Here is a 14,643-nt window from a genome sequence, read left to right as displayed (position 1 = left end):
CGTGGTTTTTCTTATAAACTGTCTTTTAATGCTTTTGCCGCTTTAAATACCGGCTTGTTAGCGCCCTCTATTTCTATCGTTTCGCCTGTTTGCGGGTTACGCCCCGATCTCGCAGGATGATAACTCAACGAAAAAGTGCCAAAGCCATTAACTTGTACTTGGTCGCCTTCACTTAATGATTTTTGAATGCTTTTTAATAACGATGTCAATGCGGCTTTTGAGTCTTTCTTTGTTAATTCACTGTGCCTTGCCATGGTACTAATTAATTGTGACTTATTCATAAATGCTCCGAAATGCTCGCGAACTGATGATGAGTTCAGCGTAGAAAGTGATAATTACTTAAGTAGCCAACTAAAAGTCACGCAGGCTAAGGCTTACAAGCCAGTAAGTCAACCTTGTAAATTGAGCAATTACTTGTTAAACCCTCTTGAACTTTAGGCAGGCATTAATTGAATACATTCCACTAATTTAATTTTTTGCGGTATGTAAACTGGTCGATATCTATTAGGCAACCGCCTTATTGATGACAACCACGTTTATGTAAGTGCTGTACTACGATGTTAAACATAAAAAAGTATCTACTCGCCACTGGGTCTTTTTTGGTATTGCTGCCGTGCTTGGAACACTTACATTAGTTTTTCATGACGATCAATTTGTAAAACTCAAAGCCACCATAATCTACACAGGATTATCGAACAGCTTGTTAGTAAGCTGCTATTGGCAGGGAAAAGTCTCGTCAAAAAATCACTCAGTACTGTTTTAATTAACGCATCAAAAAAGCAATCTCAGGTGCAAGTTCCCGCACCTTTATGGGGGAAACTAAATTTACTATGGATTGCTATTTTTGCAGCTATCGCGTTGTTAAACCTTACATAGCCTATAATTTTTCACTAAATTTTTGGGTTAACATTAAAGTATTTGGCTTAATGGGAGTTACGTTTGTATGTATTTTTATTACCATTATGGTGCTGTTTAAATACGTACCTGACGATGAAAAGACTGCCACATCGGATAAAAAAAACCCGTCCAAGTAATGTCATAAAAATGTCGCCTTAACTTGTTATGGTGAATTAAAAATCAACCTGAGACAACCTTGAACGCCAATCAATACCGCTGGTTTGAATTTATCTTTATTTTTATACTGCTACCAATACTTGGCTTTACTTTTAGCAGTTACCTGACAAATTGGCTGATCCCCGCACTTATTATAATAATGAGCGTGTGTTGCTGGTTGCTACTAAGCGATCCACACTTTAAACGCTTTCGGCTCACCAGTTTAGGTGAGTTCTCTGCGGTTAAACGTCGGTTATTTAGTTTTTTATTTTTGGGGGCGTTATTTTCTGGGGTTTTTTACGCCGTTATTAACCAAGGAAATTGGTTTAGTCTTCCACGTAACTCATTTTATGACTGGCTATTATTATTGCTGCTTTATCCGTTATTATCTGTACTGCCGCAAGAGTTGATTTTTCGCACCTACTTTTTTCATCGCTATAAACGAATTATGCCAAGTAAAACTGTTCGCATTGTTATCAGTGCCAGCGTTTTTGCTTTAGCTCATATTGTATATGCTAATGTTGTGGCGGTTATTTTAGCTTTTTTAGGGGGCTTACTTTTTTCATATACTTACGCACAAAGTCGTTCAACCTTCGTGTGCGTAATTGAACATAGTTTATGGGGCTTGTGGATGTTTACTTTAGGGTTAGGGAAATACCTAGATTCTGGTGCACTTTGAAGTATTAAAGTAGCTGAACCATACAGAGCATGACTCAGCTAAATTGACGCCTAAAAACCGAAGATGCTTAAACCAAAAAACTTAGTTGCCACAGTGTTTACAAAAATCAACACTAAAACAACAGGAATAAAGGTCGATAGTGAAAAGTTAATATACTTTTCACTAAAACTACCAATATAACTTGGGCGGCCTTGACTAAGCTCTTCGCTGAGGTTCGCCTTTTTCCAGCGGTACATAACAAATAGACACACCATTAGGCCGTTAAGCGGTAAAATAGTATCGTAAAATACGTCGTACACAATATCGAATACACTTTTACTATTCCCACCATAGCTAGTAAACGACGTTAAACTCTCCACCATACCAAACGACATCGTACATAAAACAGTTAAAACACCCGTCGCTAAGCTTAAAATGACTAATGCTTTTTTACGACTAATACCTCTACGATCGCTTAATGTCGCAGTGGGTACTTCAACAATAGAGACCAATGAAGTAATAGCGGCAAAAAAGACTAATAAAAAGAATACGAAAGCTACAATTGACGCGCCGATGTAACCAATATCAGCTTGCAGAGCAAGTAAGATTTTCGGTAAGTAAACAAAAATCATTGACACTGACGACTCTGATAAATTAGCAGGATTAGTATCTGGGTTAAAACTAAAAATAGCAGGCAATACCATAAGACCCGCAATGAAAGCGACCAGTGAATCGGTAAATGCAACAACCTTAGCACTGCCTACAATATCTTCTTTCTTTGAAATGTATGACGCATAAGTAATTAAAATACCCATTCCCAATGACAAAGAGAAAAAGGCTTGTGCTAGCGCACCATTAAGTACACTGGCGTCCATTTTAGAAAAGTCAGGTATAATATAATACGTCACACCCGCAGCGGCATTATCAAGCGTTAAAACATACGCGACTAATGCAATGAGTAAAGCAAACAACGCCGGCATCATAAACTTTGCCGCCTTTTCTATTCCTCGCTTTACACCGCCAACTAAAATCAAGTTAACAATCAGCACTACCACTGCCATGTAACCAAACACGGTATAACTATTAATAAACGTGTCGAAATGCTCAGGTCTCGATAACGCATCTAAATTACCTATCACGACTTGGCTTAGGTAACCAAAAATCCAAACAGTGATCACCATATAAAAAACCGCAATCATAAACGGAGTAAGAACGGCTAAAAATCCAGCAATGCTCCATTTAGAATCATTATTAGACAAGCTTTTATATGAACCAAAAGGATCTTTTTGTGCTTTACGTCCCATCGCCATTTCAGCAATCATCACCGGTAAGCAAATAAAAATAACAAACAATGCATAGACGAGTAAAAATGCTCCTCCCCCATTTTTTGTTGCAGAAACAGGGAAACCAACTAAATTACCAATCCCAACTGCAGAACCTGCTGCTGCTAGAATAAATCCGAGGCGGGAGCTAAAATGCTCGCGTTTATCGCTCATTTAAAAACCTTTTTATTATTTTCTTTTATCGACTCGACTTTATCAGTGTTGCGCTAAGCTTTTCAAGCATTATAAGTTAAAGGCATAATACATAGTGTAAATTTATATCGGCACCTATATCCAAGCGACTTCAAGGTGAAGAGCTCAGTATTTCAATGGGGTTTGGGTATAAAAGTCATAGCTGTGCTACCATCAAAAAAACTGTAAGAGATTAAAACAATGTTATATGCCATTTATTCAACTGACGTGCCTAATAGTCTTGCTGCACGACAAAGTGCTCGCCCTGCTCACTTGGCTCGTTTACAAGAGCTTGATCAACAAGGACGATTACTCACTGCGGGGCCATTACCAGCGGTAGATAGTAATGACCCTGGTGAAGCCGGATTTACAGGTTCTTTAGTGATTGCTGAATTTGACTCACTCGAGGCTGCTCGTGAATGGGCTGGTCAAGACCCTTACATCAGCGCTTGTGTGTACGACAACTCAGTCGTCAAACCTTATAAAAAAGTGTTCCCTAATTAAGTCCTCCAAGATGCTATTAAGGGCTTGTTCACTAGAGATTAATTAACATTTAGTTTAAGTGAATTATGTTATTGGTAGCTTTTACTTGAGTTTTAGCTAACAGGTTCATTAAACTATTAGTAGTGTCAGGTTTAGGAGTTTTTTCATTATGCGTATATTATTTACACTCAGCATAGCGACTAGCATTTTATTTTTAAGCACAGCTTTAAATAATGTATACGCTAATCAATCAGTACAAAAAGCTGAAGTAAGTAAAAAACAAGCTGTTGAGCTTGCCAAAGGAAGCCAGCATGGCAAAACCCTAAAAATTACTGAACAAACCAACGTTTATACCGTACGAATTTTAAAGACCGATGGACATGTTATTGATGTCCATATAAACAAAAAAACCGGCAAAGTGAAAAAGGATTAAATTAATGCGAATTTTAGTAATTGAAGATGATTTACACTTAGCAGATAACCTGCGCAATGCCCTTGAAAAAGAACGCTATAGTGTTGACTTATGTCACGATGGCGAAGCTGGTTTGTTTCATATTACTGAATACCCGCTCGATATGGCTGTTGTAGATTTAGGGTTGCCTAAAGTTGACGGTATTGAGCTAATTAATAAAGCTCGTGCGCAAGGGGTTACTATCCCGATTTTAATACTTACTGCACGTGACCGCTGGCAAGATAAAGTTGAAGGTCTCGATGCTGGTGCTGACGATTACCTAACCAAACCATTCCATGTTGAAGAACTTATTGCTCGCTGTAATGCACTTATTCGTAGAAGCGCCGGCAAAGCAAACCCTGAAATGACCGCAGGACCAATAAAGATTCACACTCGTTCGCAGCAAGTATGGGTGGATGATAAAGAACTAAGCTTAACGGCTTACGAGTACAAAGTACTTGAGTATTTAATGGTTAATCCGCAAAAAGTGATTTCTAAATCAGAATTAACTGAGCATATTTATGACCAGGACTTTGACTTAGACTCAAATGTAATTGAAGTATTTGTACTACGCTTACGTAAAAAACTTGATCCAGAAGGCATACTTAACCCGGTTGAAACATTACGTGGCCGTGGTTACAGGCTTAAAAGCCAGTGGTAGTATCGCAAATTCCGTTAAAAGTAAGGCAAGGATTTATCCTTGTCTTTGTTTTATTAGTTGCTTTACCTATTCTGTTTTTTTCAATCGGAAAAGCCTATTACGCTTCACTGGTTGAAGCCACTGAAAAAACCCTCGAAGCGCACCTTTACTCACTGATTTCTGAAGTTGATTTTACAGAGCGTGGGATTGTCATGCCAAGTACTATTTTGGCGCCAGAACTTAATAGACTCAACTCCGACACTTACGCAATGATATACCGCGATAAACAAGCGGTTTGGCACTCTGAATCAGCTGTTAACGTTAATATTGTGCCAGAGTACGTAGAACCTCGCGCTGGCTCTGCTGACTTTCGCCGTGTATCGTATAAAGACACCATATACTGGCAGCTTAGCTTTACGGTGATTTTGAATAATATAAATCAGTCTGAACAAGCACGGTTTATTTTACTAAAGCGAAACGACGCCTTGTTAAGGTTAATGGACGGCTTTAGACGAACACTCGTAAACTGGATGTTTGTTATGGGTTTTGCCATTGCAGCACTTATTGCTATTGGATTTATCTGGAGTGCTCGGCCTTTACAGCGTCTTGATAAAGAAATTAAAGCAATTGAATCTGGTGACAACCAACAAATAAAAGGTCTGTACCCTGTAGAGTTACAGACAATAAAAGCTGACTTAAACTTATTACTTGAATCACAGCAAAGACAAAAAGAGCGGTATCGTGCTTCATTAAGTGATCTTGCTCATGCATTAAAAACCCCACTAGCTGTATTAAAATCAAGTCCCCTTGCTAACGATATCGATGCACAAGAACAATTAGATCGCATTAATGTGATGATCGAGCATCAGCTCAAGCGTGCTGCTACGGGCGCATCTGACACCTGGAAAAAGCAAACAATTATCAAACCTCTACTTGACTCTATTTTAAGCGCTATGAACAAAGTTTATCGTGATAAAGATATCATTTTTGATTGCCAAGTAAGTGAGAAAGCCTTCTTTTTAGGTGATAAAACCGACTTAATGGAGCTACTTGGTAATCTTATCGATAATGCTTGTAAAGCATGTCGCTCACAGGTCAGTATTAATGTAATACAAAAAAACAAAAAGCTCGTTATAAATATTAATGATGATGGCCCTGGTGTACCTGAAGATAAGCGTGACTCATTACTAACCAGAGGCACACGTTTGGATACCTATGAAAGTGGTCACGGTGTGGGAATGGCGATCGTGTCTGATTTAGTAAAATCTTATCATGGAAGCCTAACTATTAGTGATAGCGAACAGTTAGCTGGTGCGTTATTTAGCTTAGAGTTTAAATTACCATAACAAAAAATAAAGCATTACTGTGTAGTACTCCATTGTTATGGCTAAATACTTTAAGCTACGCTAAAGCTAATGAATGTATACCAAAAGATAGCGCCCCCCAGGAGTAAAAAACTATATAGGTTGTTTAATTGAGAAGATTGCAGCCTTATAGTGCAACCAAACAATGTGGATCAATAAGTTAACCTTAGATTTAAATAAACTTGAACAGAAACTGGCAACAGTCAGTTATTACCTATTTTTAAACGTAGCTTAATTAGTCAAAGCCAGTTTTTAGAGGGAGGCTGTCGGTGACGTTACTTGCATAAAATGCCAAACGCCACCAAAGCTACTTATAAGCCGTATGAGATAATTATGTTAGAACAACATATTGAGTTATTACAAGAGGCTATTTAGACTGCTGTATTTCTTCACCGTTACCTAACAGAATTGCAAGCCAACGCCCTTCTTGGCTCGTTTCAAGACCAATCTTAACAATCATGGTCAAAGGAACCGACAACAGCATGCCAACTGCACCGAGCAACCACCCCCAAAAAATTAATGATGAAAATACCACCAATGTTGATAACCCTAAACCCTTACCCATAAACTTAGGCTCAACAATATTGCCCATCACAGTGTTGATCACCATATATCCAGCTCCGACTAGCCCCGCGCTTAAGGGCCCTTGCGTAACTAGTGCAAGCAACATCGGTGGTATCGCCGCGATCATAGAGCCAATATTGGGTATATAGTTAAGCATAAAAGCGATAACTCCCCACAGCACAAAGTAATCAACATTAAGTATCCACAATAAAAAACTAGCAAAAATACCAGTGCCTACGCTAACTAAAGTTTTAATGGCAAGGTATGAATTAATAGAATTTAAAAAGCGGTTAATTTGCTGCATTTTACTATCAGGATCATCCAGTGCTATGTGTATTTTATGGCCAAGTGTTGGCCCTTCAAATAACATGAATACAACGGTTAGAATAATCAAAAATAAATTAGCCATTACACCGCCAAGACCGGTGAGCATATCAGTAGCTAAATCAACTATTTTACCGGGATCAAACATTGCAAGAAGTTGCTCTTTGTTGACGATGATATTATATCCTGCTGCAATATCAACCAACCACACAAATTCAGTTTGCAGCTTTTCTTTGTACTCTGGCAACTGCTTAGAAAAGTCATTCAGTGACTGCCCTACTAAACTACCTAAACTAATACCAATACCGACCATCATCAATATAACTAATATGATGGCTATCCCTCTTGGAATACGGTAGCGACCAAAAAACTGCAATAAAGGATTACAAATTATGGCAATAAATGCAGCCAAAACAAATGGAACTATAATCATACTCGCCGATTTAATGCCCGCTAATACAATCACTAACGTCGCAAATATAACTAAACTTCTATTAACTCCTGTTAAACCTGACAAGCTCTTATCCTTATTAACCAAAAACTTTACTAAGTGTATGTGAATTCCCAATAAAATAAAACGTTTACTATCCCTATATATTTGAGATCCGCGCGCAAAGCAAAAGAGCATTGTGATCATATTCATCAACTCTTCGTATAAGTATTGTATAGTTAAATAATCAGCCAATTTAAGTAGGATCACTAATGAATGTTTTAATCACTGGCGGAACAGGACTTATTGGGAAGCACCTTTGCGGGCTTTTAAAGTCGCAACATCAGATCTATGTACTCACACGCACACCATCTAAAGCTCAACAAATATTAGGGACAGACATTAAGGTCGTGAGTAAAGTGAATGATATTGATTTTAATGCTCTTGATTGTGTGATTAATTTGGCCGGTGAGCCCATAGCCAATAAACGTTGGACTGATAAACAAAAGGCATTAATTAGCAACAGCCGTATAAAGTTAACTAAACAGCTTAGTTGCGCAATAAATCAAGCTGAAACCCCTCCTTCTGTGTTTATTTCAGGCAGCGCAATCGGTTATTATGGACGACAATCAACTCGCGCTATCGATGAAAGTTACACAGACGTTCATGATGAATTTAGCCACCAGCTTTGTCTAAAGTGGGAGCAAGCGGCACAACAAGCTCAATCAAGTAATACCCGTGTATGTCTATTACGAACCGGTATTGTACTTGATAAACACCAAGGTGCTTTAAGCAAGATGCAGCCTGCGTTTAAGTTTGCTCTAGGTGGAGCTATTGGCGATGGCAACCAAGGTATGTCATGGGTGCATATTGACGATATGGTGGCACTTATTAACTTTGTAATAGAAAATGAAGCTCTAGACGGTATTATTAATGCGACGTCGCCAAACCCAGTTAGCAATAAAGAATTTAGCCACCAGCTAGGTAAAGTACTGAATCGCCCCGTTAAACTCACTGTACCAGTATGGTTTTTGAATCTCACAATGGGAGAAATGGCTGAATTACTCATTTATGGGCAATATGTAAAACCAACTAAACAACTCAACCATGGATACAATTTTAGATACCCTGATTTACCAGAGGCTCTCAATAACATTATTAATAAACAATGAGTTAAGTATAATTAAACTGTTAAATTAGTATGCCAATACTATGCTCACATTTTGACTTAGTTAAAACCAATACTAACTTGCTATTTACCAACTGGTGAATAGCACTAAAGTAAGTTAAAATTATTGAACTATACAATGCAATACTGAGCAGCAAGAGATAGCAAATGCTACATTTACCAACAGTTATAGGGATATCTTTACTGCTTAATATATTGATCAGCTGCTTTTTTTTTACAGCTTATCATTATAAAAAACAATCATACTATTTATGCTTCGCTACAGCCTGTGCGCTGTTTGCAAGTGCAGAAATACTAACTAGTTTACGTATTGTAATTGATAGCCCATTTATAACTCATTACCTTGCTAGCTTAGCTATAATTGCATCCCCCATACTTGTCACCACAGGCATTGAAAGAATATCGCCGAGTAAAAAAAACGCTCAACAGCCAATGTTAGCTTTATTTGGTATCAGTGCGATAACTCTGATACCCATATATACTCACCCCGCTGGACAACTTGTTACCAGCCTTATTATTGGTTTTTTATTTTTATATTCAGCATATCTCATTCATAAGTTGCAAAGTAATGTAGCTATTCATCAAAAAATCCTCACCGCTTGCTTTATCAGCCATGGCTTTATAATGCTCTACCAAGGGGCTTTGCTGCTACTCAACATTTATGGTTACACCCCCCCTGTTAGTTCTCAAACACTTAATACTATTTTAATTAATCACTTGATCCTAACCACTGTCTGCTCATTTCTACTGCCTTTTATTATGTTTGCTGATGATGAAGCTAAACTTCGAGATTTAGCCAACCAAGATTTATTAAGTACGTTATTAAACCGCCGTGGTTTATTTATAAAAGGAGAAGAATTGCGTCAAGAGGTGATAAAACATAACAAGCCAATAAGCATGATCATGGTAGATATTGATTACTTTAAAAGTGTCAACGATAAGTACGGACATAGTATTGGCGACTCGGCTATACAATGGATTTCTCAACATATAAAAGCGCTATTCTCTGATATTGGGGTTTGCGCGCGTATTGGCGGAGAAGAGTTCGCTATTATTTTACCTAACCACACGCTTATCGAAGCAAAACAAAATGCTGAAAAGCTTCACGAATGTATTCGAAAACTCCCTCTACACTGCCAACACTTTAAGATACACCTCTCTATCAGTGTTGGAGTGAGCTGCTCCCAAGATGGCACTCTAAGCATTAATGAATTGCTGAAAAGTGCCGATCGTTGTCTATACATTGCCAAAAAGACCGGTCGTGACAAAGTAGTTATCCAAGACGAAAAAAGTTTACTCATCCAATTATAATTACCTCTGCCAGATGTTTTTTCTATACTTAAATTTGTATTTCTACTACTAATTTTAACTTTATTGATTAAATTAATATCTATTATTGAAAGCAACAATTTCATAAATAGTATCTAGCGAGCTAGAGTGAAGCTGTACCAATTATTCAGTTTAATACTTATAACTTTACCAACAGACAGAAGAGGCGATTATGATGCCAACTACACACTTCACACAACAAGATGGTTTATTCATTTATGGGAAACTACATACGTTTATCGAGGAGCAACTGTGTAAATCAGATAAAATTGCTTGCGATGACGTGTATCAAACGCTAGCAACTTTGGTTGACGAATTTGGTTGCCAATGCCGTAAGAACAAACATCAAAATAATGACACTCTAGATGCACAGGCACTACTTTATGCTTATCAATCTGAGAAAAAGCATCCATTGTGTCATGTTGATGCACAAACTACGGACGCAGTTCTAGATGAATACTGCTGCCAAGTTCCGGCTATTATTGTAGTAAGCCTAATTGATACTTTAAGCGGTACATTTAATGACGAACCAGGCGCACAAGCGATATATCAACGTGCAGCACAGTTATGTCAACGTGAAAACGTATACCGCGAAAAATTAAATACAAATGCAGCCTAGAGTGACCTTTGAGGACTTTCAAACTAGAGATGATTTAATCGCAGTGCGAAGTTTTAACCTTATGGGCTAAGTAAAAATAGAGCAAAACTACAGCTTCCAGTTCATGCTCCTTGCTTAGTCCCGTGAAGGTTAAAGTAAATCGTCTCTAGTTATGGAGTTTGTAAGCGTTCAATAATTTTATCTGCAAATTCGCTACAGCTAAAAACTTTCGGGTGATCATTTTCCAAGCTTGCCTGGTTTTCGTGTAAATCAAAAGTCAACTCACCCGCCTCTAATGTTTGCTCTAACGCACACTCAATACAGTCTGCAGCATCGTGCCAACCCATAAAGCGTAACATCATCACAGCACTTAAAATACTGCTACTGGGATTCGCCATATTTTCTCCCGCTATGCGTGAAAAAGTACCATGAGTTGGCTCAAAAAAAGCAACTTCTTGATTTAAGTTAGCCGCAGGTAATATACCTATGCCACCCACTTGCGCGGTAAGCATATCCGCTAAATAATCACCATTTTGATTTGTTGTTACCACAACATCAAAATGCTCTGGTGTCATAAGCGCTTGTTGTAGCATATTATCAGCAATGACTTCTTTTATTATCAGCGGATCTTGACCTTCTCTTGCTATTTGCAGCCATCGCCCATTCGCATGCTCAACTGCCCCGAATTCGGTTTTAGCAACTTCAAAGCCCCAGCGTTTAAATGCTCCATCAGTAAATTTTAATACATTACCTTTATGTACTAAGGTTAATGAGTCACTTTTATGTTTGAGTGAGTAGTTAAGCGCGTAGCGCATTAGCCGCGAAGCACCTTCTTTAGAAATATTTTTAATGCCAATGCCACATTGAGTATCAAAACGTAGCCGTGTGACTCCCATATCATGACACAAAAAATCCAATACTTTTTCAGCCTCAACACTTCCCGCCTGCCATTCAACACCGGAGTAAATATCTTCCGAGCTGTCACGAAAGACTACAATATTAGTATTTTCAGGTTTTTTAAGTGGCGAAGGTAAGTTTGCATATCCTCTAATAGGACGCATATTCACAAACAAATCCATCTCTTGGCGAAGCGCTACATTTAAAGAACGAAAACCGCCACCTACCGGTGTCGTTAACGGTCCTTTTATAGCAATTTTGAACTGCCTAACAGCATGAATAGTTTCTTGAGGAAACCAATCACCGTCATATAATTGTGCCGCTTTTTCACCATTATATATTTGCATCCAATGGATTTTACGCGAAGTTTGATAGCAGGTTAAAACAGCCGCATTAACCACTTTTAGCATCATAGGGGTGATATCCTCCCCCACACCATCCCCTTCTATATAAGCAATAATAGGCTCTAACGGAATAGACCATTGCCCATTATCGTCGATAGTGATTGCTTCGCCTTTTGGCGGTATAGTGATATGTTGATATTGCATGACTGATAAAACCCACTTTATTTGACATGAGATTTATTAAAGCATGGCTGTGCTAATTTGTCTTTGTGTATCCCGCTATACTTGCTATTCAACGTATAAATACATATCCGAACTTAATGTTAAACTCCCTATATTAACTGTTTAAGCCAGCCTACTTATTAAAAATGTACAAAGTATTGAAGGTTTATCAACTATTGATAAATAAGGCCAAAATAAAGCATCATTTATTTTATCAAAGCAAGAATAAAAACCTTGCTTATTTTATGAATTACAATTATAGTACTTGCTTGGTTTTAAAAAACCTCGCGGTTAACCTCTTTACCCTGATCCAGTAAGCCCGCACAAACGTATATCTAAAGCTAAATTATTGTAACGGCGAGAACCCCAACTCAGACTACGACATATATTTTTTATATATAGTCGCATAAATGTCATAAAGATCGTCAACACTGTAATGAAGCTAAACACAACACGGTCATCTAATTATGTATTAGCGCCACAAAAGTAATGGCAACATAATTGATAACAAGAAAAAAGTGAGTTTTATTATGTCTTATAGTTATAACGGATCGATGATCCAGATTGCCCATCCAGTGCAATCAATTTCAGTAAATAAACAACGTGTTATATTTTCTGATACGCAAGGCTTAAAAAATGCCTTATTTAGTAAAGCAAGTGATGCACGCCTATTTGTTAAATGGCTAAAATCAAATTAAGTTGATTTATCTCATCATATAATAATTCGCCAGCTACTTGCTGGCGGTTTGCTTTTTAATCCTCGGTTTTCTGCCACACTGAATTTATGAGTCATTATAGCTTTAACACAACTTTTCCAAGTCCTACTTGCTTACGAGCTTTCCAATCAGTTTAAGCATTAATTTATGTTTTCGCTTTATAAAAACAAACAACAAAAGACCACATTGTTTTTAGCAAAGAGTTTTCAACCATAGGTTTATCATCTCCTTTTGCGATTCCCGAAGCGCTTGCTAAGCAACTTAAACGAGATTAAACACAGTCATTACGTGTTCATTACCCAACTGAGCTACAATCGAGTAGGGTGAGGCTTATGCCTCATCCCTCTCACAGAACCGTACGTACGGACCTCGTATACGGCTCCTGTACCCTTCACATTTTATCAACTTATTTCCTAAACGCCGATAAAGCAAGCCATCCCGTATTCACTTTTTCTATTGGATATAAACCAAGCTCCTCAAACCATTGGTTTGGCATCGATACACAAGATAAAGGGCTTAGTGAGTTACGCCACGAGTTCATCTTAATGAACTTAAACGGTGGCTTTTTTCCTAACTGTTTTAGTCGTCGATGTAGCCTTGATGGCTTCTTCCACAACCTCAGCTGTATTGCCCTTAGTCTTCGTCTGATCCAACCTGCCAAGGCTTTTAGCTCTCGTTTACAATTGGCTATACTAAAATAATTTACAAAACCGCGCACAACTGGATTTAGCCGTTTTATTACTTCTGCTAAATTTATGCCGCCGTTACGTTTTGTTAATTGCTTCACTTTTTGTTTAAACCCGATGAGTTTTGATGCTTGTATCCGTGTCCACTGGCTACCTATCTCTACTCCCAAAAACTTCACTCCTTTGCTGCTATGAGCAATATGGGTTTTATTTTGGTTCACGGTTAATTTCAAGTCTCGCTCTAGTATCTGGGTGGATGCCTTAAGTGCTTCTTGCGCTGCTTTTTCTGTGCTGCACAAAATCAAGATATCATCTGCATACCTCACTATTCGGTGATTACGCTTTTTCATTTCTTGATCGAAAGCATCTAGGTAGATATTGGCCAATAACGGGCTAATTACGCCACCTTGTGGGCTTCCTATCGTACTAGCCTCCCAGTGTTCACCTATCATTACTCCGCTTTTTAAGAACTGATTAATCAGTTTTAAAATACTACCGTCCGTCACTTTGCGTCTAACACTCCTAATTATCAAAGCATGATCAAGCAGGTCAAAACACTTCGACAAATCCATGTCTACGACCCAGTCGCGATGGTATTTACGGATAAATACACTTGCTTTACTGATAGCGTCATGACAGCTTCGTTTCGGCCTATACCCATAACTCGATGGGTGAAAGTCGATGTCGAATATCGGTTGGAGTATGTTCAATAGTGTTTGTTGCACTATTCGGTCTCGAACTGCGGGGATACCTAGCATTCTGACACCGCCATCATCTTTGGGTATTTCCACCCGTTTGACAGGTTGTGCCCTATATTGCTTGGTTTGCAGCTCAAGTTGCAGTTGTTTTAAGTTTGCTTCTAAATTCAGGGCGAATGCGCCTACGGTCTGCCTATCTATTCCGGCCGCTCCTTTAGCTGCTTTCACTTTTTTGAATCCCTTGTACAGGTTATTAATGTCTAATAATTGTCCGTACAAGCTGTAGTAAACTGTCATTTTCTGCCTTTGCTTGCGGTATGTCTGCTCGTGTCACTCTACTTATCGCTGATTCTTCATGATGACATTAGGTGTGCTAGCCTTTTTTGGCAATCTGCCTAAGTGGTCAGTCATTACTCCATTGCTCGCCCTTCAATTCTCAGCGTCTACATTCCTGTTTGGCCGTCATATTTTGGCTATTTCCGT

13 protein-coding genes and 2 pseudogenes are annotated in these 14,643 nt (G+C 38.4%); 10 read left to right on the top strand and 5 right to left on the bottom strand.

The window, feature by feature from the left end; all coding sequences use genetic code 11:
* Positions 1 to 11 precede the first annotated feature (11 nt).
* Entirely contained in the window at positions 12 to 281 is a 270-nt protein-coding gene (locus ACT3S9_RS06090) for an HU family DNA-binding protein (RefSeq protein ID WP_441835005.1), read from the bottom strand.
* A 209-nt stretch (positions 282 to 490) separates the two neighbouring features.
* Between ACT3S9_RS06090 and ACT3S9_RS06085 the strand changes: the two are divergent.
* Together ACT3S9_RS06085 and ACT3S9_RS06080 are read left to right on the top strand one after the other, a co-directional pair.
* Positions 491 to 1,034, top strand: a pseudogene (locus ACT3S9_RS06085) (inner membrane-spanning protein YciB).
* Positions 1,035 to 1,093: 59 nt separating this feature from the next.
* Entirely contained in the window at positions 1,094 to 1,732 is a 639-nt protein-coding gene (locus ACT3S9_RS06080; RefSeq protein ID WP_441835006.1) for a CPBP family intramembrane glutamic endopeptidase, read from the top strand.
* Between the two features lie 50 nt (positions 1,733 to 1,782).
* On the opposite strand, the gene ACT3S9_RS06075 is transcribed toward ACT3S9_RS06080, so the two are convergent.
* Complete coding sequence (locus ACT3S9_RS06075) at positions 1,783 to 3,207, bottom strand: sodium-dependent transporter (RefSeq protein WP_441835007.1); 1,425 nt, start codon at positions 3,205 to 3,207, stop codon at positions 1,783 to 1,785.
* A gap of 219 nt (positions 3,208 to 3,426) precedes the next feature.
* On the opposite strand from ACT3S9_RS06075, the gene ACT3S9_RS06070 reads away from it, so the two are divergent.
* The 4 genes and pseudogenes from ACT3S9_RS06070 to ACT3S9_RS06055 all read left to right on the top strand — a co-directional run bounded on the left by ACT3S9_RS06070 (position 3,427) and on the right by ACT3S9_RS06055 (position 6,155).
* A complete protein-coding gene (locus ACT3S9_RS06070) occupies positions 3,427 to 3,729 on the top strand; it encodes a YciI family protein (protein WP_441835008.1) in 303 nt (100 codons plus the stop codon).
* Between the two features lie 148 nt (positions 3,730 to 3,877).
* The gene (locus tag ACT3S9_RS06065; RefSeq protein WP_441835009.1) at positions 3,878 to 4,141 is read left to right on the top strand and encodes a PepSY domain-containing protein; all 264 of its coding nucleotides are present in this window, start codon (positions 3,878 to 3,880) and stop codon (positions 4,139 to 4,141) included.
* 4 nt (positions 4,142 to 4,145) lie between these two features.
* On the top strand, positions 4,146 to 4,820 hold the full coding sequence (locus ACT3S9_RS06060) for a response regulator transcription factor (RefSeq protein ID WP_441835010.1): 675 nt from the start codon (positions 4,146 to 4,148) through the stop codon (positions 4,818 to 4,820).
* Positions 4,814 to 6,155, top strand: a pseudogene (locus tag ACT3S9_RS06055) (ATP-binding protein). Before ACT3S9_RS06060 ends, ACT3S9_RS06055 begins: the two are co-directional and overlap by 7 nt.
* A 375-nt stretch (positions 6,156 to 6,530) precedes the next feature.
* On the opposite strand, the gene ACT3S9_RS06050 reads toward ACT3S9_RS06055, so the two are convergent.
* Positions 6,531 to 7,568: an AI-2E family transporter gene (locus tag ACT3S9_RS06050; protein ID WP_441835011.1), complete on the bottom strand. Its 1,038-nt coding sequence runs from the start codon at positions 7,566 to 7,568 to the stop codon at positions 6,531 to 6,533.
* Between the two features lie 185 nt (positions 7,569 to 7,753).
* On the opposite strand from ACT3S9_RS06050, the gene ACT3S9_RS06045 reads away from it, so the two are divergent.
* The 3 genes from ACT3S9_RS06045 (at position 7,754) to ACT3S9_RS06035 (ending at position 10,618) form a co-directional block, all read left to right on the top strand.
* Complete coding sequence (locus ACT3S9_RS06045) at positions 7,754 to 8,653, top strand: TIGR01777 family oxidoreductase (protein WP_441835012.1); 900 nt, start codon at positions 7,754 to 7,756, stop codon at positions 8,651 to 8,653.
* A 212-nt stretch (positions 8,654 to 8,865) separates the two neighbouring features.
* Complete coding sequence (locus ACT3S9_RS06040; protein WP_444750811.1) at positions 8,866 to 9,981, top strand: GGDEF domain-containing protein; 1,116 nt, start codon at positions 8,866 to 8,868, stop codon at positions 9,979 to 9,981.
* 193 nt (positions 9,982 to 10,174) lie between these two features.
* The gene (locus ACT3S9_RS06035; RefSeq protein WP_441835016.1) at positions 10,175 to 10,618 is read left to right on the top strand and encodes a hypothetical protein; all 444 of its coding nucleotides are present in this window, start codon (positions 10,175 to 10,177) and stop codon (positions 10,616 to 10,618) included.
* A 149-nt stretch (positions 10,619 to 10,767) separates the two neighbouring features.
* Here ACT3S9_RS06035 and icd read toward each other — a convergent pair whose 3' ends face one another.
* Complete coding sequence (gene icd, locus ACT3S9_RS06030; RefSeq protein WP_441835014.1) at positions 10,768 to 12,042, bottom strand: NADP-dependent isocitrate dehydrogenase; 1,275 nt, start codon at positions 12,040 to 12,042, stop codon at positions 10,768 to 10,770.
* Between the two features lie 548 nt (positions 12,043 to 12,590).
* On the opposite strand from icd, the gene ACT3S9_RS06025 reads away from it, so the two are divergent.
* Positions 12,591 to 12,758: a hypothetical protein gene (locus ACT3S9_RS06025; protein ID WP_441835015.1), complete on the top strand. Its 168-nt coding sequence runs from the start codon at positions 12,591 to 12,593 to the stop codon at positions 12,756 to 12,758.
* A gap of 424 nt (positions 12,759 to 13,182) precedes the next feature.
* Here ACT3S9_RS06025 and ltrA read toward each other — a convergent pair whose 3' ends face one another.
* Complete coding sequence (ltrA, locus tag ACT3S9_RS06020; protein WP_086960535.1) at positions 13,183 to 14,457, bottom strand: group II intron reverse transcriptase/maturase; 1,275 nt, start codon at positions 14,455 to 14,457, stop codon at positions 13,183 to 13,185.
* Between the last annotated feature and the right edge of the window lie 186 nt (positions 14,458 to 14,643).

Source organism: Pseudoalteromonas sp. AOP31-A2-14, assembly GCF_052378035.1.
Lineage (GTDB): Bacteria > Pseudomonadota > Gammaproteobacteria > Enterobacterales > Alteromonadaceae > Pseudoalteromonas.
Note: the sequence above shows the minus strand (reverse complement) of the source record. Positions and strands in the feature narration are given on the sequence as shown.

Bases quoted from the DNA above. Each gene is read 5' to 3' on its own strand.
- ACT3S9_RS06090 (WP_441835005.1), bottom strand. From the start codon at position 281: ATGAATAAGTCACAATTAATTAGTACCATGGCAAGGCACAGTGAATTA.
- ACT3S9_RS06075 (WP_441835007.1), bottom strand. From the start codon at position 3,207: ATGAGCGATAAACGCGAGCATTTTAGCTCCCGCCTCGGATTTATTCTA.
- ACT3S9_RS06070 (WP_441835008.1), top strand. From the start codon at position 3,427: ATGTTATATGCCATTTATTCAACTGACGTGCCTAATAGTCTTGCTGCA.
- ACT3S9_RS06065 (WP_441835009.1), top strand. From the start codon at position 3,878: ATGCGTATATTATTTACACTCAGCATAGCGACTAGCATTTTATTTTTA.
- ACT3S9_RS06060 (WP_441835010.1), top strand. From the start codon at position 4,146: ATGCGAATTTTAGTAATTGAAGATGATTTACACTTAGCAGATAACCTG.
- ACT3S9_RS06045 (WP_441835012.1), top strand. From the start codon at position 7,754: ATGAATGTTTTAATCACTGGCGGAACAGGACTTATTGGGAAGCACCTT.
- ACT3S9_RS06035 (WP_441835016.1), top strand. From the start codon at position 10,175: ATGCCAACTACACACTTCACACAACAAGATGGTTTATTCATTTATGGG.
- icd (WP_441835014.1), bottom strand. From the start codon at position 12,042: ATGCAATATCAACATATCACTATACCGCCAAAAGGCGAAGCAATCACT.
- ACT3S9_RS06025 (WP_441835015.1), top strand. From the start codon at position 12,591: ATGTCTTATAGTTATAACGGATCGATGATCCAGATTGCCCATCCAGTG.
- ltrA (WP_086960535.1), bottom strand. From the start codon at position 14,457: ATGACAGTTTACTACAGCTTGTACGGACAATTATTAGACATTAATAAC.